The organism is Sinomonas sp. T428B, from assembly GCF_056780155.1.
In genome coordinates, this window is the sequence record NZ_JBRAZR010000001.1 from 2,044,339 (window position 1) to 2,065,097 (window position 20,759).

The following is a 20,759-nucleotide window of genomic DNA, read 5'->3' on the forward strand; positions in this document are numbered from 1 at the left end:
ACGCATGGGCGGGAGACCTCCCGGAGGGAGTCACAGAGGGAATCACAGAGGGAGCCTCGGCAGGGGCCGCACCGGCCCGGCGTCTCGCGGCCGAAGGCCGTGCGTCCGCCCGCCTCGGCGCCGGCGGCCAGAGCGGTGCCCGCCCTCGCCGGGCGGCCCCCCATGGCCCCTGGCCTGGTCGTGCTCCTCGTCGCCGGCGCCGTGCTCGTCGTGGGCAGCCTCGCGCTCGTCGTGCCGTTCCTCCTCGACGCGACAGGGAGCGGCGGGCTCACGGTCGGGTTCGTGCTCTCGCTCTTCCCGCTGGGCATCGTGCTGCTCGCGGTGTTCGCCATCGACCGCTGGGAGCCGGAGCCGCGGGGCCTGCTCGTGTTCGCCCTCGCGTGGGGCGCCGCCGTCGCGGTCGCCGCCACGACCCTCATCCAGCCGCTCTTCATGGCGGTCTTCGGCCCGCGCGGGGCGAGCGAGGCCCGCACGATGGAGTTCCTGGCCACAGTCCAGGCGCCCATCGTCGAGGAGGTGGCCAAGGGGCTCGGGCTGCTCATCCTCATGCTCGCGGCGCGCAAGTACTTCGACGGGCCCGTGGACGGGATCGTCTTCGGCATGACGATCGCCGCCGGCTTCGCCTTCACCGAGAACATCCTGTACTTCGGCCGCCTCTACGACCAGACCGGCGGTTCGGCCGCCTCGCTCGCGGTGATCTTCACGCTCCGCGGCGTGCTGTCGCCGTTCGCGCACGCGATGTTCACGGGCGCTACGGGCCTCGTCATGGGTCTCGCCGCGCGCCGCTGGAACCCGTGGCTCGCCGTCGTCTCCTTCGGCGTCGGGCTCGTGCCCGCGATGCTCCTGCACAACATCTGGAACGGCGCCGGCGAGGACTTCTTCATCCTCTACGCCGTCGTCCAGATCCCGCTCTTCGCCGCCTCCGTCGTGGGCGTGTACCTCCTGCGCCGCGCGGACGCGCGCCTCACGCACCGCCGGCTCGTGGAGTATGCCGATGCCGGCTGGTTCACCCCGCTCGAGGTCGACATGCTCGCCACGCCGCGGGGCCGCTCCGCCGGGCTGCGCTGGGCCGCCTCGGTGGGCCGGCGGCCCGAGATGGTGCAGTTCATCCGCGTCGCGACGGACCTCGCGTACACGCGCCAGCGCGTGCTCAGCGGCCGGGACATCGCCGGGCACGCGAGCACCGAGCGGGCCCTGCTCGAGCGCGTCGTCCAGCTGAGGGCGGCGGTGACGGGCATCCCGGCCCACCAGCGGCCCCTGTGAGCTGACGCCCAGGCAGGGCATGATGTCCGAACAGGGCAGACACCCGGGCAGCGCGAAGGGCCCCGCAGGTGCGGGGCCCTTCGGGCAGCGGGCGCTCCCCCGGCGGCTGGATGCCGGGCTCAGGCCAGGAGCGTCGGCTTGAGCTGCTGGATCCGGCCGAGGAGGCCGTTGACGAACGCCGGCGAGTCGTCGGTCGAGAGCGTCCGGGCCTGGGCCACGGCCTCGCTCACGGCGACGCCGTCCGGGACCTCGTCGTTGAACAGGAGCTCCCACACGCCGACCCGCAGGATCACGCGGTCGACGGCGGGCATCCGCTCGAGCGTCCAGCCCTGCGCGTACGTGCGCAGGATCTCGTCGATCTGGGCCTGCTTGGCGATGACGCCGTCCACGACCTGGACGGTGTACGGGTTGATCAGCTGCTCGGTGTTGTCCCGGCGGCGCTGGATGACCTCAGACACCGTGGCGGAGCGCTGCTCCGCTTCGAAGAGGATCTCGATGGCCCGCGAGCGGGCCTTGCCACGGGCACTCACTAGTCGTTGACACGTCCCAGGTAGCTGCCGTCGCGGGTGTCGACCTTGACCTTGGTGCCCGTCTCGAGGAAGAGCGGGACCTGGATCTCGTAGCCGGTCTCGACGGTGGCGGGCTTGGTGCCGGCCGACGAGCGGTCGCCCTGGAGGCCCGGCTCGGTGTAGGTGATCTCGAGCACGACGCTCGGCGGGAGCTCGATGTAGAGCGGGGCGCCGTCGTGCAGCGCGATGAGGACCGTCTGGTTCTCGAGCATGAAGTTCGCGGCGTCGCCCACGGTCTCGCCGGAGACGTGGAGCTGGTCGTACGTGTCGGTGTCCATGAACACGAAGTCCTGGCCGTCCTTGTACAGGTACTGGTAGTCGCGGCGGTCCACGGTCGCGGTGTCGATCTTCGTGCCCGCGTTGAACGTCTTGTCGACGACCTTGCCCGAGAGGACGTTGCGCAGCTTCGTGCGCACGAAGGCACCGCCCTTGCCCGGCTTGACGTGCTGGAACTCGATGACGTTCCACAGCTGGCCGTCCAGGTTCAGCACGGTGCCGTTCTTGATGTCGTTGGTGGTTGCCACGAAAAGCCTCTCTGGGGTCTGCGGTCTGGGAGAAGTCCGCAGACCATTCTACAAGCCAAGTGGGAGCGGACCGCGCCGCCCTCTCGGTCCCCGCCGGTCAGCCGTGGGCGCCGAGGAGCTCGCGCGCGCGGCCAAGGGCCACGGTCGTGGAGTAGATGAGGCTCGCATCGGCCGCCTGGGCTACCCGCAGGTCGAGGGCCTTGGAGAACGCCGATTCGGCGGCGGCGTACTGCCCGCGCGAGAACTGGATCTTGCCGAGGTACTGGTAGACGACCGCCTCGCGCGGGGTGCCCTTGGTCTCGGCGAGCAGCTGCTGCGCCCGCTCGACGGCGCGGTCGTTCCGGTTCCCAGCGCGCATGACGTCGAGCTCGAGGACCTTGAGCTGGAACGACTCCGGGTCCTGGTACCGGGCCTCGACGATGATCTCGGCCGCGGTGTTGACGTGCCCGCGGGCGAGCTCGACGATCGCGCGGTCGGCCGGCTCATCGCTCGTGGAGAGGGCCGCCTCGCAGCGCTCCTCGTCGACGATCTCCGCGCTGAGGGTCTCGGGGTTGACGGCGAGGCCGGGGAACCCGGCGTCTGGCCATTCGCGACGTTCGAGGATCATGCGGCCGTTCCCTCTGATCCTTCGGAGATTTCCTGGTACGCGGCGAAGAGCAGGGACGTGTCCGGGACCTCGAGGATGCCGGGCTTGGCGACGTCGTCGAGGACGACGAAGCGCAGGAGGTCCCCGCGGGACTTCTTGTCCCGCCGCATCCCGTCGAGAAGCGCCTGCCAGCGGTCCCCGCGGTACGAGGTGGGCAGGCCGAGCGACTCGAGGATGGTCCGGTGCCTGTCGGCGACCTCGTCGCTGAGCCGCCCGACGCTGCGGGCGAGCTCCGCGGCGAACATCATCCCGACGCTCACCGCGGCGCCGTGCCGCCATGAGTAGCGCTCGGCGAGCTCGATCGCGTGGCCGAGGGTGTGCCCGTAGTTGAGGATCTCGCGCAGCCCGGCCTCCTTGAGGTCCGAGGACACGACGCGCGCCTTGACCGCGATGGCGCGCTCGATGAGCTCTCGCACGGTCGCAGACGCCGGGTCGGCGACGGCCTCGGGATCCGCCTCGACGAGCTCGAGGATCCGCGGGTCGGCGATGAAGCCGCACTTGACGACCTCGGCCATGCCCGAGACCAGCTCGTTGCGCGGCAGGGTCGCGAGGGCGTCGAGGTCGGCCAGGACGCCGGCGGGCGGGTGGAAGGCGCCGACGAGGTTCTTGCCCTCGGCGGTGTTGATGCCCGTCTTGCCGCCGACCGCGGCGTCGACCATGCCGAGGAGGCTCGTGGGGAGGTGGACGACGCGGACGCCGCGCAGCCACGTCGCCGCGACGAAGCCCGCGAGGTCGGTCACCGCTCCGCCGCCGACGGAGACGACGGCGTCGGAGCGCGTGAAGTCGTTCTGCCCCAGGACCTGCCAGCAGAAGGCTGCCACCTGGATGTGCTTGCCCTCCTCGGCATCCGGGATCTCGGCCGTGAGCGCCGTGAATCCGTCCGCAGCGAGCGACTCGCGCACGGCGTCGCCGGTCGCGCGGAGGGCCCGGGGGTGGATGACGAGGACCCGGCGCACGCGCTCGCCGAGCATGGGCGCGAGCCGGTCGAGGAGCCCGTGGCCGACGACGACGTCGTAGTTCTCCGCGGGGCTGCTCCCCGTGACCTTGATGACCGCAGCGTCGCTGCTCATGCCTGCACTCCCTGGTCGATGTCGCATGGCTCGTCGATGTCGCACAGGCTGGCGGCGATCTCGGCCGCGACGTCCTGCGCCGTACCACGCCCGGTGTCCACGCTCAGGGTCGCGAGCGCTTCGAACACGGGGCGGCGGCGCTCCATGAGCGCCTTCCAGCTGCCCTCGGCGTCCCCGTGCAGGAGCGGCCTGTCGTCGCTGCCCACGAGGCGGGGGGCGACGTCCTCCCACGAGGCCCTCAGGTAGACCCGGTGCACGCCGCCGAGCCGGGCGCGCGTCTCCTCGCGCAGGACGGCGCCTCCGCCCAGGGCGAGGACGAGCCCCCCGGGGTGCTCGCCGCCCAGGACGCGGGCGATCACCGCAGCCTCCGCCTCGCGGAAGCCCTCCTCGCCGTGCGCGGCGAAGATCTCCGGGATCGGCCCGTGCTCGGCCACGACGAGTGCGTCGGTGTCCACGAACTCGGCTCCGGTGAGCTCGGCCAGGGCCACGCCAACGGACGTCTTGCCGGCTGCCATGGGCCCGAACAGCACGACGGGCCGGTCCAGCCGGCGCAGGGTCGGGGTCATCCGGCCACCGAGTCGAGGCTCGCCGGGATGGAATCGAGGTACGACTCGAGGTTGCGGCGCGTCTCGGCCACGGAGTCCCCGCCGAACTTCTCGAGCACGGCCTGGGCCAGGACGAGCGCGACCATGGCCTCGGCCACGACGCCGGCCGCGGGCACCGCGCACACGTCGGAGCGCTGGTGGTGGGCCTTGGCGGCCTCGCCGGTCGCGACGTCGATCGTGCGCAGGGCACGCGGGACGGTCGCGATGGGCTTCATGGCCGCGCGCACGCGCAGCACGTCGCCGATGCTCATGCCGCCCTCGATCCCGCCGGCGCGGTTGGTCGAGCGGACGATCTTGCCCGAGCTGTCGCGCACGATCTCGTCGTGCGCGGCCGAGCCGCGGCGCGCGGCGGTGCGGAAGCCGTCGCCGACCTCGACGCCCTTGATCGCCTGGATGCCCATGAGCGCCGCCGCGAGGCGCGCGTCGAGCCGCCGGTCCCAGTGGACGTAGCTTCCGAGGCCCGGCGGGAGGCCGTAGGCGAGGACCTCGACGACGCCGCCGAGGGTTTCGCCCTCCTTGTGCGCGGCGTCGACCTCGGCGACCATCGCGGCAGAGGTCTGCGGGTGGAAGCAGCGCAGCGGGTCGGCGTCCAGAGCCTCGACGTCGGAGGGCAGCGGGAGCGGGGCGTCCTCGGGGGCCGCGACGCCGGCAATCTGGGTCGTGTGGCTCACGAGCTCGATGCCGAGGGCGCGCAGGAGGGCCGCGGCGGCGGTGCCGAGCGCGACGCGGGTCGCGGTCTCGCGGGCCGAGGCGCGCTCGAGGACCGGGCGGGCCTCGTCGAAGCCGTACTTCTGCATGCCCGTGAAGTCGGCGTGGCCCGGGCGCGGGCGTGTCAGGGGCGCGTTGCGGGCCTGGCCCTCGAGCTCGGCCGCGGCGACCGGGTCGGCGGCCATGATCTGCTCCCACTTGGGCCACTCCGTGTTGCCCACCTGAATGGCGACGGGGCCGCCCTGGGTCAGGCCGTGGCGGACGCCGCCGATGATGGTGACCTCGTCCTGCTCGAACTTCATGCGCGCGCCGCGGCCATAGCCGAGACGGCGGCGCGCGAGGGACCGCCGGATGTCCTCGCTCGTGAGCTCCACGCCCGCGGGGAGGCCCTCGACGATTCCTACGAGTGCCGGGCCATGGGACTCACCGGCGGTCAACCAACGCAACATATCTTCCATCCTGCCACGGGGGCCCGCTACGCCGTGCGGCGCGGGACACCGACTGAGTCGCACATCACATCTGTGACGCGCGGAGACCGGGCCTCCTCGCGGCCCGTGAAGAGCACGACCTGCTCGACGGCCTGGTACACGAGCATCTCGAGCCCGTGCAGCACGGTTCCGCCGCGGGCCTCCCAGGCCAGGCCGAGCTCGCTCGGCCACGGGTCGTAGGCGACGTCGAGCAGCACCCGGGGGCCGCCGTCGTCCGCGGCAGGGAGCTCCGGCACCTCGGCGAGGCGCGCCGCGAGCCCGTCCGCGGCGCGCGGCGGGAGGGTGCTGACGACGACGTCGGCGGAGGCGAGCCGATCGGCCGAGGCCCCGATGTCCGCGATCTGCACCGCGAGCCCGAGACGCCCGGCGAGTCCGACCGCCTCCCCCGCCCGCGCGGGGTCGCGGACGAGGAAGGCCACGCGGCGGGCGCCCATCTGCGTCAGCGCGGCGACGGCGGCGAGGGCGGTGTTGCCCGCTCCCACGATGACCGGGTCGACGGCGGCGGAGACCCCCGCGTGCCGGAACGCCTCGACAATCCCGACGACGTCCGTGTTGTGCCCCACGAGGAGGCGCCCCGCTGCGGAGTCCTCGACGACGACCGTGTTGAGCACGCCCAGCTCGGCGGCGAGCCCCTCGAGCCTGTCGACGAGCGGCACGAAGGCGGACTTGAGCGGCATGGTCACGGAGAGCCCGCGCCAGCCGGGCTCAGTGCGGACGCGCCGCGCGAAGTCCGCGAGGCCCTCCTCCGTCACGTCGAAGCGCCCGTAGTCCATCTCCACGCCGAGCAGGTCATAGGCGGCGCGGTGCAGGGCAGGCGACTTCGAATGCCCGATCGGGTGGCCCAGGACGGCCGCGCGCGCGGCCCCAGGCTCAGCTGTCACTGGCACTTCCCCGCATTGGCCTGGCACCAGCGCTCGTACTCCTGGGCGTAACCGAGGTGCTCGGCGTACGTCTTGGAGAACTTCGTCTCGCCCGTGTCCAGATTCACCGTCACCCAGTACAGGTAGTCGTTCGCCGTGGGGTTCGCCGCGGCCTTGATCGCCGTCGCCCCCGGCGATCCGATCGGCCCGGCCGGAAGGCCCGCGTGGGCGTACGTGTTGTACGGGTTGGAAGTGTCGGCCTTCTCCTGCTCGGTGATGTGATAGCTCTTGCGGCCGAGCCCGTAGGTGACGGTCGCGTCCGACTGGATGAGGCCGTTGGTCTCAGGGTTGGGCTTGAGCCGGTTGTAAATCGCGCCGGCGACGTTGCCATAGTCGGCGCGGCCGCCCTCGGCCTGGACGATGCTCGCGACAGTGAGCACGTCGTACTGCTTGACCGGGTCCGTGACGCCCGCGTCCTTGAGCGTGTCGAGCGTCGTGCCGACGAGCTTGGCGAGGATGTCCTTCGGGCTCGTGCCGACCGGGAACCGGTACTCGCCGGGGGCGAGGTAGCCCTCGAGGTTCTTGGCCTGGGCGGGGAGGCCGAACTGCGCGGGCTGGGCGTTGAGCGCGTCGAGCTCCTTGCGGTCGGCCCCCGTGCCCGCGGCGATCGCGTCGAGCGACTCATTGACGCGCAGTCCGGCGCTGAGCGCGAAGTAGAGGACCTTCTCGCCGCCGGACCCCGCAAGGATCTGCGCGGCGTCCTTGGCCCGCATCTCCTTCCTCAGGGTGAAGTCGCCCGGGTGCAGGCTCGCCCCCGTGGCGGCGAACTCCTTGAGGAACGTCTTGGCGTCGGCGACGATGCCCTGCTTCTCGAGGCTGTTGGCCACGGCCGCCGGGCCGGAGCCCGCCTGGACGGTCACGACGACCTCGTCCTTTCCGGGCCCGGGGTAGTCGCTCACGCGATCGAGCCCGAGGATCGGGGAGAGGAACTGGATGCCGACGAGGGCGGCGCCGACGAAGAGGGCGATCGCGAGGCCCAGCCCGATGATGACGCGCAGCCGCCGGTTGCGGCGCCGCGGGGCCGGGGCCACGGGCTCGCCGAAGACCTCGTGCAGCGACTCGTCGTGGCCGTGGTCCGCGGCGAGCATCTCCGTGTGCAGGGGGCCGGCGTGCAGCGACTCGTCGTGGCCATGGTCCGCGGCGAGCATCTCCGTGTGCAGGGGGCCGGTGTGCAGCGGCTCCTCATGGACGTAGTCCGTGTTGGCGGGCTCGGTTGCAGTGGGCGCCTCAGGTTCAGCGACGGTGGCCGGCGAGGCGAAACGCTGGGCGGCGACCGGGAAGGTGTGGCGGCGGCCGGCGTCGGCCTCCCCACCCGTGTGCATTCCGGTCGCGGTGACGCGGTCGACGGGCCGGGTCGCGGGGGCTTCGGGCGCTGCCCCGGGTGCCCCCGCGGCCGGCGTCCTGGCGGGGGTGCCCCGGCGCACGATGGCGGGGAGGAAGGCGGTAGCGGGCGAGGCCGCGGGAACCGGTGCGGGCAGGGTTCCCCCGCCGTCGGATGGCGCTTCGGCGGACGCAGACGTCGGGGCCGGGGCGCTGGGAGCCTGGGCGCTGGGAGCGGCCTGGGCACTCGGCGCCGCGGCGGCCGGGCCCGAGGACGGCGGGTACGAGCCCCAGCCCATCGAGGCCGAGGTCGGGGACGCCCCAGGCAGTGACGCGGAAGGGCCGGCGCCGGGGGTGGTCTCGAAGGACGACGACGCGCGGCGGCCGCGCAGCCCGCCGTGCCGGGCGGGCGGTGCGGGCGTGTGCGACGCCTCCGCGGGCGGCGCGCTGGGCGCTCCGGTCACCGGGGGCGCCGGCGGGACGCTCTTGCCCGCGGCCGTGGGCGGGACGGACGTCGTCGGCCCGGTCGGGGTCGGGCGCGTGCTCGCCGAGGGGCTCGGGGGCGGGGCGCTGGCCGCCGCGGCGCGGGGGAAGGCCGACGGCGGCGGCGTGTAGGCCCGCCGCTGCGGGCTCAGCATGCGCTGCTGGGCCTCCTGCTGGGCGCGCTCGCGCTCCCGCATCTCTCGGCGCGTCAGGGGCCGTTCGGGCACGGCAGGTGTCGTGTTCTCCTTCGGGTCCATCCTCGCTAGCCTCTCATGTCCGAGTCGTCGCCACGGATTTCCCCACTCCGCGTGCCGGACGCGGCCACTGCCGTCCCCGCCGCACCCCGACCGCGGATCAGGTCCAGCGCATGCTGGAGGATGCCGACCGCGGCCACTTGGTCCACCACTCTACGGTGTTCGCGAGAGCCGAGGCCAGCCGCGTGAAGGCTGCGATGCGCCTCGACCGTGGTGAGGCGCTCATCGACGAGTCGAACCTCACACTCGCTCCCGGCGTCGGCGAGACCCTGCGCGAGCTTGGCAGCGAAATCCCTCGCGAGCTGGGCGGACTCGCCCTCACGGCCCGAGAGAAGCCGCGGCAGGCCGACGTAGGCCTCGATCGCGGACCGCTCGACGGCCTCGCGCACGATCGCCGCGATGTCGCGGTTCCCCTTCCGGTCCCGCTTGAGCGTCGCGAGCGGGGTCGGCAGGATGCCGTCGGCGTCGCACACGGCGACGCCGACGCGCACCGTCCCCACGTCCGCGGCGAGGCGGACGCCGCGCCGGAACACGGGCGAACTGCTGTCGGGGGCAGTCATCCGGCGGCGCCTCTAGCGCTGGGCGACTGCGTCGGCCACGGCGGCCAGCGCGTCGACGATCTTCGCCGGGTCGGTCCCACCGCCCTGCGCGACGTCGTCCTTGCCGCCTCCGCCCCCGCCGAGGATCCCGGCCGCGGTGCGCACGAGCGCCCCGGCCTTCACGCCAGCGGCGCGCGCCTCGTCGTTCGTGGCGACGAGGACTGCGGGGCGGCCCTTGGCGACGCCGGCGACGGCGACGACGGCGCCAGCCGAAGAACCAGCTCCGAGGCGGGCGCGCAGGTCGAGCGCGAGGGCGCGGAGCTCGTCCGCCGAGGCGAGTTCGCCGGCGTCGTGCGTGATGAGGCGCACCCCCCCGACATCCTTCGCCGAGCCCACGAGCGCCGCCGCGGCGGCCACGAGCTTCTCCCTGCGCAGGCGCTCGAGCTCCTTCTCGGCCGCCTTGAGCTTGTCCAGGGTCGCGGAGATGCGCTCGCTCAGCTGGCCGGCCGGGACCTTGAAGATCTCGGTCAGCTCGGACACGAGCGCGCGCTCGGCGGCCTGGTGGCGGAAGGCGTCGAGGCCCACGAACGCCTCGACACGGCGGTTGCCGGATCCGACCGACTGCTCGCCGAGCAGCGTGAGGGAGCCGATGAGTGCCGTCGTGTCGACGTGCGTGCCGCCGCAGAGCTCCATGGACCACGGGCCGTTGATCTCGACGACCCGCACGCGCGAGCCGTAGTTCTCGCCGAAGAGGGCCATCGCGCCGGCGGCCTTGGCCTCCGCGAGGGGCATCTCCGAGGTGTTGACCGTGTAGTTGTCGCGGATCGCTAGGTTCGCGACCTCCTCGATCTCGCTCTTGGAGGCGCCCGAGAGCTGCTCGCCCCACGCGAAGTCGAACCGGAGGTAGCCGGCCTTGTTGAAGGAGCCGCGCTGGACGGCCTCGGGCCCGAGGATCTGGCGCAGGGCCGCGTGCACGAGGTGCGTCGCGGTGTGGGCCTGCTCGGCGGCGTGCCGGCGCTCCCGGTCGACGGCGGTGCGGACGAGGGCGTCGGCGTGCAGCTCGCCCTCGCGGACGAGCGCCTTGTGCACGCTCAGGCCCCTCACGGGTCGCTGGACGTCGAGGACCTCGACGACGAAGCCGTCGCCGGTGATGATGCCCGTGTCGGCGGCCTGGCCGCCGGCCTCGGCGTAGAACGGGGTCTCGTCGAGCACGATCTCGACCTCGCTCCCGGCGCCGATGCGGTCCACGAGCGCCCCGCCCGAGACCAGGCCGCGGACGCGGGCCTCGCCGTCGAGCCCGGTGTAGCCCGTGAAGACGGTCTCGCCGCCGGCGAGGAGCTCCTGGAACAGGCTCATGTCCGCGTGCCCGCTCTTCTTCTCCTTGGCGTCGGCCCGGGCGCGCTGGCGCTGGTCCTCCATGAGGGCGCGGAACCCGGCCTCGTCCACTGCGACGCCGGCCTCCTCAGCCATCTCGAGCGTCAGGTCGATCGGGAAGCCGTAGGTGTCGTGCAGCGTGAAGGCCTCCTCGCCGCTGAGCTTGGAGCCCGAGGACTTCGAGGCGGCCACGGCCTCGTCGAGGCGCGCCGTGCCGGCCGCGATCGTGCGCAGGAACGCCTTCTCCTCGCCGTAGGCGATGCGGCTGATCCGGTCGAAGTCCTTCTCGACCTGCGGGTAGACGCCCTTCATCGCGTCCCGAGACGCCGGGAGCAGCTCGGGCAGGACGGGCTTCTCGACGCCCAGGAGCCGCATCGCGCGCACGGCGCGGCGGATGAGGCGGCGCAGGACGTAGCCGCGGCCCTCGTTCGAGGGCGTGACGCCGTCGGTGATGAGCATGAGCGCGCTGCGGACGTGGTCGGCCACGACGCGCATCCGGACGTCGTCCGCGTGGTGCGGGTCGTCGTCGGTCTCCGCCGAGGTGTACTCCTTGCCCGAGAGCTCGGCGGCCTTGTCGATGACAGGGCGGACCTGGTCGGTCTCGTACATGTTCTCGACGCCCTGGAGGATCATCGCGAGGCGCTCCATGCCGAGGCCCGTGTCGATGTTCTTCTTGGGCAGCTCGCCGAGGATCGTGAAGTCGGTCTTCGAGCGCACGTTGTCGATCTGGTACTGCATGAACACGAGGTTCCAGATCTCGATGTACCGGTTGTCGTCGACGGCGGGGCCGCCCTCGGGGCCGTAGGCCGGGCCGCGGTCGTAGTAGATCTCGGAGCACGGGCCGGCCGGGCCGGGCTGGCCGGTCGACCAGTAGTTGTCGCTCTTGCCCATGCGCTGGATGCGCTCGGCCGGGATCGAGGTGTTGGCGAGCCAGAGGCGCTCGGCCTCGTCGTCCTCCTCGTAGACCGTGACCCAGAGCTTCTCCGCGGGCAGGCCGTAGCCGCCGTCGTCCACGCTCTTGGTCAGGAGCTCGAACGCGAACTTGATCGCGTCCTGCTTGAAGTAGTCGCCGAAGGAGAAGTTGCCGCACATCTGGAAGAACGTGCCGTGGCGGGCCGTCTTCCCGACCTCCTCGATGTCCCCGGTGCGGATGCACTTCTGGACGCTCGTCGCGCGGGGGAAGGGGGGCTCCTCGCGGGCGGTGAGGTACGGGATGAACGGGACCATGCCCGCGACCGTGAACAGGAGGGAGGGATCGCTGGACACGAGCGACGCCGAGGGCACTGCCGTGTGCCCCTTGCTGACGAAGTAGTCGATCCAGCGTCGAGTGATCTCGTGCGACTTCATGCTGTGTGCTTCAACCTTCCGGGGGTTCTGACGCGCCGATGCGCGCAGCGTGTGGCGTCTGGCCCCAGGGCCCCGCCACGAAAGTCAATTCTAAGTGCCGTGCCTAGGAGTCGAGCCCGAGGCCGCGGCGGAGCTCCGTCTCGCGCTCGGCCATGCCCGCGCGCACCTGGTCCGCGAAGTGGGCGATGCTGTCGGCGAGCTCGCCGACGGCGCGGTTGAGCCCGCCGGGCGAGGCGAGGGAGCGGGCCTCGATGACCTTCTGGCATGCGATGGCCCCGATGGCCACCCCGATGCCGAGCCAGACAATGCGCTTCATGGTGTTCCTCACGCTTCCTTCGGCTTCTGCGACTTCTAGCGGCGGCTGCTGCGCCGGCGTCAGCGGCTGCGCCGGCCCGAGCGACGCTGTCGGGGCTGGGACAGGGCTGTGCGGACGCCGTAGGAGAAGGCGGCGACCTTCACGAGCGGCGAGCCGACGGTCGCGGCCACGAGGGAGGACAGCGCCGAGACGTTGGCGGTCGCGTCCGAGACGTTCGAGGCGATGCCCTCGACCTTCTTGAGCTGGCCGTGGGTCGTGGTGACCGTCGCGGTCACCTCGTCCATGAGCGGCGTCGCGCCGTCGGACAGGCTGCGGATGGACCCGCGCAGCTCGTCGAGGACCCTCCCCAGCTTGAGGATGGGCACCGCGAGCAGGGCGACGAGCACTGCGAACACCCCCGCCGCGATGAGCCCTGCGATATCGCCTCCGGACACAGATTCCTCCCGTTCGTCCAGCTGTCTAGACCTGGCCTGCGCCGTCCTGCGGCGGGCCCCTTGGCTACCTTACACACGCGAGGAGCCCGCGGCTCGCGCCACGGGCTCCTCGTGCTGATGCCCCGCCTGAGCCCAGGCGGGAGGCGGATCAGCGGGCGTAGTACTCGACGACGAGCTGCTCTTCGCAGGTCACGGGGACCTCGGAGCGCTTCGGGCGGCGCACGAGGCGGGCCTGGAGCGACTCGAGCTTGACGTCCAGGTAGCCCGGGACGGCCGGGAGGACGTCGCGGTGCGCGCCGGCAGCGGCGACCTGGAACGGGGCGAACTTCTCGGAGCGCTCGTGCACGCCGATGAGCTGGCCCTCGGCGACGCGGAACGACGGGCGGTCGACGCGCTTGCCGTCCACGGTGATGTGGCGGTGCACGACGAGCTGGCGGGCCTGGGCGATCGTGCGGGCGAAGCCGGCACGGAGCACGAGGGCGTCGAGGCGCATCTCGAGGAGCTCGATGAGGTTCTCACCGGTCAGGCCCTTGGTGCGCTTGGCCTCCTCGAAGGCGCGGGTCATCTGCGCCTCGCGGATGCCGTACTGCGCGCGGAGGCGCTGCTTCTCGCGGAGGCGGACGGCGTAGTCCGAGTCCTGCTTCTTGCGGGCGCGGCCGTGCTCACCGGGGCCGTACGGGCGGCGCTCCATGTACTTGGCGGCCTTGGGGGTGAGGGCGAGGCCGAGAGAGCGCGAGAGGCGCGTCTGACGGCGGGCACGAGTGCTCGACACGTGTGTCCTTTCATACTGCCGCGGCATCGGATCACTGGCCTCCCGAGGTGGAGAGCGTTGGCCCGCGGCTGCCTTCTGCTACCGTCGGGCGCACTGGCCCTGCCGAATCTCTTCAGGAGGGAGCGCGCCGGACGTGCCAGACGGTCATCAAGCCTAGCACGTCCGGGGCACGGCCCCCGCCGGATCATGTCCCGCGGACGATCCCCCGCAGCCTCTCGAGCCTGGCCGCGATGTCGCGCTCGGCGCCGTTGCCCGTGGGCACGTAGTAGTCCTTGCCGACGAGGTCGTCCGGCGGGTACTGCTGCGCTGCGACGGAATGCGGCGCGTCGTGGGCGTACTTGTAGCCCTTGCCGTGCCCGAGGCGCTGGGCCCCGGCGTAGTGCGCGTCGCGCAGGTGGGGCGGGATGCCCGTGCCCAGCCCCGCGCGGACGTCGGCGATCGCGGCGTTGATGCCCATGTAGGCGGCATTGGACTTCGGCGCCGTGGCGAGGTGGACGACGGCCTCGGCCAGGACGATCCGGCCCTCGGGCATGCCGATGAGCTGCACCGCCTGCGCCGCCGCGACGGCCGTCTGGAGGGCGGTCGGGTCGGCCATGCCGATGTCCTCCGAGGCGGAGATGATGAGCCGCCGCGCGATGAACCGCGGATCCTCCCCCGCCTCGACCATGCGTGCGAGGTAGTGCAGGGCCGCGTCGACGTCGGAGCCCCTGATCGACTTGATGAACGCGCTGATGACGTCGTAGTGCATGTCCCCCGCGCGGTCGTAGCGCACGGCGTGGGAGTCCACGGCCTTCTCGCTGTGCCGCAGCTCGACCGTGACCGGACCGCGCCCGGCCGCGTCGCCGCCGTCGCCTGTCGCGCTGTCCTCCCCGCCCGCCCGCTCCCCCGGGTCGCCGAGGGCGACGGCGGCCGCTGCCTCGAGCGCCGTGAGGGCGCGCCGCGCGTCCCCGCCGGCGAGGCGCACGAGGTGCTCGGCGGCGTCGTCCGCGAGCACGACGGCGCCGCCCAGCCCGCGCGGGTCCGTCACCGCGCGCTCGATGAGGCCGCGGATGTCCGCGTCCGTGAGCGGCTTGAGCGTGAGCAGGAGCGAGCGCGAGAGCAGCGGCGAGACGACGGAGAACGACGGGTTCTCGGTGGTCGCGGCGACGAGCACGACCCACCGGTTCTCGACGCCGGGCAGGAGCGCGTCCTGCTGTGCCTTCGTGAAGCGGTGGATCTCGTCGAGGAAGAGCACCGTCGTCGTGCGGTGCAGGTCCCGGGCGGTGAGGGCCTCGTCCATGACCCGGCGCACGTCCTTGACTCCCGCCGTGACGGCCGAGAGCTCGACGAACTTGCGGCCCGGACCGCGGGCGATCACGTGCGCGAGCGTCGTCTTCCCCGTGCCGGGTGGACCCCACAGGATCACCGAGCTGGGCCCGGTGGGGCCGCTGCCGGTCTCGCCAGCGGCGAGCTGGCGCAGTGGGGAGCCCGCCCCGAGCAGGTGCTGCTGCCCGACGACCTCGTCGAGGCTGCGGGGGCGCATGCGCACGGCGAGGGGGCCGCGCTGCGCCGCCCGCGCCGAGGACGACGGCGACTCGTCCTCGCCGTCGTCGCCGAATCCGAACAGATCTTCCATCGCCACTACGCTACCGCGCGGCACCGACAGTCGGCGCTCTCGTCGTGGCGGCGGAGACCGGCGCCGGGACGGAGCGGGCCTCGGTCCTCGTGGAGGTCACCCTCCCCGGGAGGGGGTAGGCGCACGGAAGGGGCGGCACCCGCGGGTGCCGCCCCTCGACGTCGTGCTGTCGTGCTTAGGATTCGGGCTTCTTCGGCTCCGGCTTCGCGTCGACGCCGGCCTCCTTGCGCTGCTGCGGCGTGATCGGCGCGGGCGCGGCCGTGAGCGGGTCGAAGCCGCCGCCGGTCTTCGGGAACGCGATGACCTCGCGAATCGACTCGACGCCGGCGAGGAGGGCGACGACGCGGTCCCAGCCGAACGCGATGCCGCCGTGCGGCGGGGCGCCGTACTTGAAGCCCTCGAGGAGGAAGCCGAACTTCTCCTGCGCCTCGTCGTGGTCGATGCCCATGACCGCGAAGACGCGCTCCTGGACGTCGCGGCGGTGGATACGGATCGAGCCGCCGCCGATCTCGTTGCCGTTGCACACGATGTCGTAGGCGTAGGCGAGCGCGTTCTCGGGGTCCTGGTCGAACGTGTCGAGGAACTCCGGCTTGGGCGAGGTGAACGCGTGGTGCACGGCGGTCCAGGCCGAGTAGCCGAGGGCGACGTCGCCAGCGGCCTTCACCGTCGCGGCCGGCTCGAAGAGGGGCGCGTCGACGATCCACACGAACGCCCAGTCGTTGGGGTCGATGAGGCCCGTGCGGTGCCCGATCTCGACGCGCGCCGCGCCGAGGAGCGCGCGGGCATCGCCCTGCTCGCCGGCGGCGAAGAAGATGCAGTCGCCGGGCTTGGCGCCGACGGCCTCGGCCAGGCCCGCCCGCTCGGTCTCGGTGAGGTTCTTCGCGACGGGGCCCGCGAGCTCGCCGTCCTCCTTGTAGAGGACGTAGGCGAGGCCCTTGGCGCCGCGCTGCTTGGCCCACTCCTGCCACGCGTCGAGCGTGCGGCGGGGCTGGGAGGCCCCGCCGGGCATGACGACGGCGCCGACGTACGGGGCCTTGAAGACGCCGAAGGTCGTGTCCTTGAAGTACTCGGTGAGCTCCGTGAGCTCGAGGCCGAAGCGCAGGTCCGGCTTGTCCGAGCCGTACTTGGCCATCGCCTCCCAGTACGTCATCCGCCGGATCGGCATCGGGATCTCGACGTCGATGAGCTTCCACAGCTCGGCGACGATGCGCTCGCCGAGGCCGATGATGTCGTCCTGCTCGACGAAGCTCGCCTCGATGTCCAGCTGCGTGAACTCCGGCTGGCGGTCCGCGCGGAAGTCCTCGTCGCGGTAGCAGCGCGCGATCTGGTAGTACTTCTCGATCCCGCCGACCTGCAGGAGCTGCTTGAACAGCTGCGGCGACTGCGGCAGGGCGTACCACGAGCCGGGCGCGAGCCGGGCCGGGACCAGGAAGTCGCGGGCGCCCTCGGGCGTCGAGCGCGTGAGGGTCGGGGTCTCGACCTCGGTGAAGCCCTCGGAGTGCAGGAGCTCGCGGGCCACGCGGTTGGCCTCGGAGCGCAGGCGCATCGCGCGGGCCGGGCCGGGACGGCGCAGGTCGAGGTAGCGGTGCTTGAGGCGCGCCTCCTCGCCGACCTCGACGTGCTCGTCGACCTGGAACGGGAGCGGGTCCGCGGTGTTGAGCACGGTCACGCTCTCGGCGATGACCTCGATCTCGCCCGAGGCGAGCTGCGGGTTCTCGTTGCCCTCGGGGCGGCGCTCGACCGTGCCCTTGACCTGGAGGACGAACTCGTTGCGCAGGCCGTGGAAGACCTCCTCCTCGCGGACCACGATCTGCGAGACGCCCGAGGAGTCGCGCAGGTCCACGAAGGCCACCCCGCCGTGGTCGCGGCGGCGGGCCACCCAGCCGGCGAGGATGACGGTCTGTCCAATGTGCTCGGGGCGCAGCGTCCCGAGGCCGTGTGTGCGCAGCACAGCTGTTCCCTCACTAGGATCGGAGATGATTCCAGTCGAGTTTACCCGGAGGTCCCGTGCCGCCCGTCCCCAGCCTCCAGCGCCGGCTCGGAGCGATCGACGCGACAGCCATCGGCCTCGGCTCGATGCTGGGCGCGGGCGTGTTCGCCGTCTTCGGCCCGGCCGCCGCCCTGGCTGGGCCGTGGCTCCTGGCCGCGCTCGTCCTCGCGGGGGCAGTGGCCTATGCGAACGCGGTCGCCTCGGCGGCCCTCGCAGCCAAGTACCCCTCGAGCGGCGGCACCTATCTCTATGGGCGCGAGCGGCTCGGGGACTGGGCAGGCTTCGTGGCGGGCTGGGGGTTCGTGACCGGCAAGAGCGCCTCGTGCGCCGCGATGGCCCTGACGTTCGCCCACTACGTCGCCCCAGACTACGCGGTGCCCGTCGCCGTCGCGGCCGTCCTCGCCCTGACAGGCGTCAACCTCGCGGGCATCACCCGGACGGCCTTCGTGACGAAGGTGCTGCTCGCCGTCGTGCTCGCGGTGCTCGGCTTCGCAGCCGCCGTCGGGCTCGCGCTGCCGGCCCGGCCTGTGCCGCCCGTGATGCTGGACTCTCCGGGTGTCACGCCGCTTGCGGTCCTCTCGGCCTCGGGCATCCTGTTCTTCGCCTTCGCCGGCTACGCGCGCATCGCGACGCTCGGCGAGGAGGTGCGCGACCCGGCGCGGACGATCCCCCGCGCGATCATCGGCGCCCTCGCCGGGGCTTTCGTGGTCTACGCCGGTCTGGCCGCCGTCCTGAGCACAGGCCTCGGCTCGGAGCTTGCCCGCTCCACCGCCCCCGTCGCGGACCTCGTCTCCCCCGCCGGCGCGTGGGCCGAGGCCATCGTCCGGGCGGGCGCGACAGCCGCGTGCCTCGGCGCGCTCCTGGCTCTCATCGCCGGCGTGGGGCGCACGTCGCTCGCGATGGCCCGCGAGGGCGACCTGCCGCGCGGGCTCGCCCGCATCGGCGGCTCGCACAGCGTCCCCTGGGCGGCCGAGCTCGCGGTGTGCGCCGTCGTCGTGCTGCTGGTCCTGACCGGGAACGTGCTGACGGTCGTGGGCTTCTCGAGCTTCGGCGTGCTCATGTACTACGCGGTCGCGAACGCCTCGGCCTTCACCCTGGCCCCCGCCGAGCGGCCGCGGTACGCCCCGCGCTGGCTCAACGCCGCGGGGGCCGCCGGCTGCCTCGTGCTGGCCTTCACGCTCCCGTGGCAGTCGGCCGCCGTCATGGCCGGGGTGCTGGCCGCGGGCGTGGCCGGACGCGCGGCTGTGCTCAGCGCACGACGGCGCCGCGCCGGCTGACGCCTGTCGCCGCGCCGGCCGACGCCTACTCCGCAGGCTGCGCGGCGGCCGGGGCGACGACCTGGGGGACGAGGTCGGCCGCGGGCGGCATCCAGCTCGCGGGGTCGGCGGGCACCTGCTCGCCCGAGCGGATGTCCTTGACCTCGTGCCGGCCGTCCTCGTGCGTGAACCACACGAACGGGATGCCGCGGCGGTCCGCGTACTTGATCTGCTTGCCGAACTTCTCCGCCTTCGCGGCGACCTCGACCGAGATGCCGCGGGACCGCAGCTGGCGGGCGACGCTCTGCGCGGCCGTCCACGAGTCGTCGTCGACGAGGGTCACGAGCACGGCGGTGGGCACCGAGCGGGTCGCCGTGGCGAGCTCCTGGCTCAGGATGCGGGACACGAGGCGGGTCACGCCGATCGAGAGGCCCACGCCGGGGAACGTGCGGCTGCCCTTCGTCGCGAGCGCGTCGTAGCGCCCGCCCGAGCAGATCGACCCGAGCTGCTCGTGGCCGACGAGGACCGTCTCGTAGACGGTGCCCGTGTAGTAGTCGAGGCCGCGCGCGATGCTGAGGTCGGCGACGACCTTGCCGGGCGCCGCGGTCGAGGCCGCCGCGATGACCTGCTCGAGCTCCGCGAGGCCCTCCTCGAGCAGCTCGTCCTCGACGCCGAGCGCGCGGACCTGGGCCACGAAGGACGTGTCCTCGGTGCGGATCGAGGCGAGCTCGAGCGCGGCCTTGGCCTGCTCCGGCGTGGCGCCGAGCTCCTCCTGGAGCAGCTCCGCCACGCGCTCGGGCCCGACCTTCTCGAGCTTGTCGATGCTGCGCAGGACGCCGGCGGTGTCGGTGAGCCCGATCCCGCGGTAGAACCCCTCGGCGAGCTTGCGGTTGTTGATCCGGAGCCGGAACTCGGGGATCGGGAGGGCGGAGAGCGCCTCGGCGATCACGAGGGCGAGCTCGACGTCGTAGCGGAACGGCAGCTGGCCGTCGCCGACGACGTCGATGTCGGCCTGGGTGAACTCGCGCGCACGCCCCTCCTGGGGGCGCTCGCCGCGCCACACCTTCTGGATCTGGTAGCGGCGGAACGGGAACGCGAGGTGCCCGGCGTTCTCGACGACGTAGCGGGCGAACGGGACGGTGAGGTCGAAGTGGAGGGCGAGGGCCCCGGCGTCGTCCTTGCGGGCCGCGTCCTCGTCGTCCTGGAGCCGCGAGAGGCCGTAGACCTCCTTGTCGATCTCGCCCTTGCGCAGGAGCTGGCCCACCGTCTCGACCGCGCGGGTCTCGATCGACGAGAAGCCGTGCAGCTCGAAGGTTCGCCGCAGGGTGTCGAGCACATGGAGCTCCACCAGCCGTTCCTGCGGAAGCCACTCGGGGAATCCGGACAGCGAGGCGGTACGTGCCATGGGGTGAGAGCTCCTTGTGCGTAGACTGACTGCTGCACAAGTTTATGCGGTGGCAGCAGGGAGGGCGGTCGCGTGGCCAGGCGGAGCGCGCAGGAGGAACGGCGTCGGGTCCAGCTCATGGAGGCCAAGGCTGCCCTGCGCCGCGGCCAGGAGGAGCGCCGCCGGAAGGACAACGTCATCGCCTCCGCGGTGACGGCCGGGGCCATCGTGCTCGCCGCCGTCCTTCAGGGCACGGTGTTCGCCTCCAACCCCACCGCCGCCGAGTACGCCGCGGCGCAGGCCGGCCTCGAGACCCCGAGCCCCTCGCCGAGCCCCTCCGTCCCCAACGCTCCCCACATCCCCTCGCCGGAGACGGCGGCCGGCAGGACGTTCACCGGCGAGCTCGTCCTCAACGGCCAGCCGCTCGGCGTCGAGCTCGACGGCACGGCCGCGCCCCAGGCTGCGGCGGTCTTCAAATCGCTCGCCGACTCCGGCACGCTCTCGGGCCGGCCCTGCCACCGCCTCACGACCGGCGCCTCGTTCGCCGTCCTCCAGTGCGGCGCCCTGGACCTCACCGGGGCCTCGGAGCCCGACTACTCGTGGGGCCCCATCGAGAACGCGCCGGCGGACGGCGTGTACCCGGCCGGCACGATCGCGGTCGCCCGCAAGGGCAACGACGCGTACAGCAACGGCCAGCAGTTCTTCATCGTCTACCGGGACACGACCATCCCCTCGGACAGCGCGGGCGGCTACAGCGTGGTCGGCCACGTCACGTCGGGGCTCGAGTCGGTCCAGCAGTTCGCCGCGGCCGGAACGTCCGCCGGCGAGGACGGGGCGCCCGTGACACCTGTCACGATAGACTCGTTGACGGTGAACTAGATG

At 72.7% G+C, this 20,759-nt stretch carries 19 protein-coding genes; 3 read left to right on the forward strand and 16 right to left on the reverse strand.

Translation table 11 applies throughout. From position 1 onward, the window contains the following. Positions 1–162 precede the first annotated feature (162 nt). Entirely contained in the window at positions 163–1,263 is a 1,101-nt protein-coding gene (locus tag ACUYMY_RS09385) for a PrsW family intramembrane metalloprotease (protein ID WP_481703307.1), read from the forward strand. A gap of 119 nt (positions 1,264–1,382) precedes the next feature. Here the strand turns inward: ACUYMY_RS09385 and nusB are convergent, their stop codons facing one another. The 15 genes from nusB to aspS form a co-directional block, all read right to left on the reverse strand. Next, positions 1,383–1,793, reverse strand: a complete 411-nt coding sequence (gene nusB, locus ACUYMY_RS09390) for a transcription antitermination factor NusB (RefSeq protein WP_481703308.1) — start codon at positions 1,791–1,793, stop codon at positions 1,383–1,385. Next, a complete protein-coding gene (efp, locus tag ACUYMY_RS09395) occupies positions 1,793–2,356 on the reverse strand; it encodes an elongation factor P (RefSeq protein ID WP_481703309.1) in 564 nt (187 codons plus the stop codon). Before efp ends, nusB begins: the two co-directional genes overlap by 1 nt. Positions 2,357–2,453: 97 nt before the next feature. After that, a complete protein-coding gene (locus tag ACUYMY_RS09400) occupies positions 2,454–2,963 on the reverse strand; it encodes a tetratricopeptide repeat protein (RefSeq protein ID WP_481703310.1) in 510 nt (169 codons plus the stop codon). Next, entirely contained in the window at positions 2,960–4,072 is a 1,113-nt protein-coding gene (gene aroB, locus ACUYMY_RS09405; protein WP_481703311.1) for a 3-dehydroquinate synthase, read from the reverse strand. The genes ACUYMY_RS09400 and aroB overlap by 4 nt, the downstream gene beginning before the upstream one ends. Continuing rightward, entirely contained in the window at positions 4,069–4,638 is a 570-nt protein-coding gene (locus tag ACUYMY_RS09410) for a shikimate kinase (protein WP_481703312.1), read from the reverse strand. The genes aroB and ACUYMY_RS09410 overlap by 4 nt, the downstream gene beginning before the upstream one ends. After that, positions 4,635–5,834 carry a chorismate synthase gene (gene aroC / locus ACUYMY_RS09415; protein ID WP_481703313.1) on the reverse strand — a complete coding sequence of 400 codons (1,200 nt, stop codon included), beginning with the start codon at positions 5,832–5,834 and terminating at the stop codon, positions 4,635–4,637. Before aroC ends, ACUYMY_RS09410 begins: the two co-directional genes overlap by 4 nt. A gap of 26 nt (positions 5,835–5,860) precedes the next feature. Further along, the gene (locus ACUYMY_RS09420; protein ID WP_481703314.1) at positions 5,861–6,754 is read right to left on the reverse strand and encodes a shikimate dehydrogenase; all 894 of its coding nucleotides are present in this window, start codon (positions 6,752–6,754) and stop codon (positions 5,861–5,863) included. Beyond that, positions 6,751–8,853, reverse strand: a complete 2,103-nt coding sequence (gene mltG / locus ACUYMY_RS09425) for an endolytic transglycosylase MltG (RefSeq protein WP_481703315.1) — start codon at positions 8,851–8,853, stop codon at positions 6,751–6,753. Before mltG ends, ACUYMY_RS09420 begins: the two co-directional genes overlap by 4 nt. Before the next feature lie 5 nt (positions 8,854–8,858). Continuing rightward, positions 8,859–9,410, reverse strand: coding sequence for a Holliday junction resolvase RuvX (ruvX, locus tag ACUYMY_RS09430; protein WP_481703316.1), 552 nt, complete (start codon positions 9,408–9,410; stop codon positions 8,859–8,861). Between the two features lie 12 nt (positions 9,411–9,422). Next, the gene (gene alaS / locus ACUYMY_RS09435; RefSeq protein WP_481703317.1) at positions 9,423–12,110 is read right to left on the reverse strand and encodes an alanine--tRNA ligase; all 2,688 of its coding nucleotides are present in this window, start codon (positions 12,108–12,110) and stop codon (positions 9,423–9,425) included. A 103-nt stretch (positions 12,111–12,213) separates the two neighbouring features. Further along, positions 12,214–12,426 carry a hypothetical protein gene (locus ACUYMY_RS09440; RefSeq protein WP_481703318.1) on the reverse strand — a complete coding sequence of 71 codons (213 nt, stop codon included), beginning with the start codon at positions 12,424–12,426 and terminating at the stop codon, positions 12,214–12,216. Between the two features lie 59 nt (positions 12,427–12,485). Then, positions 12,486–12,860, reverse strand: a complete 375-nt coding sequence (locus ACUYMY_RS09445) for a DUF948 domain-containing protein (RefSeq protein ID WP_481703319.1) — start codon at positions 12,858–12,860, stop codon at positions 12,486–12,488. Between the two features lie 148 nt (positions 12,861–13,008). After that, positions 13,009–13,632, reverse strand: coding sequence for a 30S ribosomal protein S4 (gene rpsD, locus ACUYMY_RS09450; RefSeq protein ID WP_481703320.1), 624 nt, complete (start codon positions 13,630–13,632; stop codon positions 13,009–13,011). A gap of 184 nt (positions 13,633–13,816) precedes the next feature. Next, positions 13,817–15,247: a replication-associated recombination protein A gene (locus ACUYMY_RS09455; RefSeq protein ID WP_481703321.1), complete on the reverse strand. Its 1,431-nt coding sequence runs from the start codon at positions 15,245–15,247 to the stop codon at positions 13,817–13,819. Positions 15,248–15,422: 175 nt separating this feature from the next. Then, on the reverse strand, positions 15,423–17,198 hold the full coding sequence (gene aspS / locus ACUYMY_RS09460; protein ID WP_481703322.1) for an aspartate--tRNA ligase: 1,776 nt from the start codon (positions 17,196–17,198) through the stop codon (positions 15,423–15,425). A gap of 56 nt (positions 17,199–17,254) precedes the next feature. On the opposite strand from aspS, the gene ACUYMY_RS09465 reads away from it, so the two are divergent. Further along, positions 17,255–18,514, forward strand: a complete 1,260-nt coding sequence (locus ACUYMY_RS09465; RefSeq protein ID WP_481703323.1) for an APC family permease — start codon at positions 17,255–17,257, stop codon at positions 18,512–18,514. Positions 18,515–18,539: 25 nt separating this feature from the next. On the opposite strand, the gene hisS is transcribed toward ACUYMY_RS09465, so the two are convergent. Further along, complete coding sequence (gene hisS / locus ACUYMY_RS09470) at positions 18,540–19,898, reverse strand: histidine--tRNA ligase (protein WP_481703324.1); 1,359 nt, start codon at positions 19,896–19,898, stop codon at positions 18,540–18,542. A gap of 117 nt (positions 19,899–20,015) precedes the next feature. On the opposite strand from hisS, the gene ACUYMY_RS09475 reads away from it, so the two are divergent. Beyond that, on the forward strand, positions 20,016–20,756 hold the full coding sequence (locus tag ACUYMY_RS09475) for a peptidylprolyl isomerase (RefSeq protein WP_481705027.1): 741 nt from the start codon (positions 20,016–20,018) through the stop codon (positions 20,754–20,756). Positions 20,757–20,759: the final 3 nt, after the last annotated feature.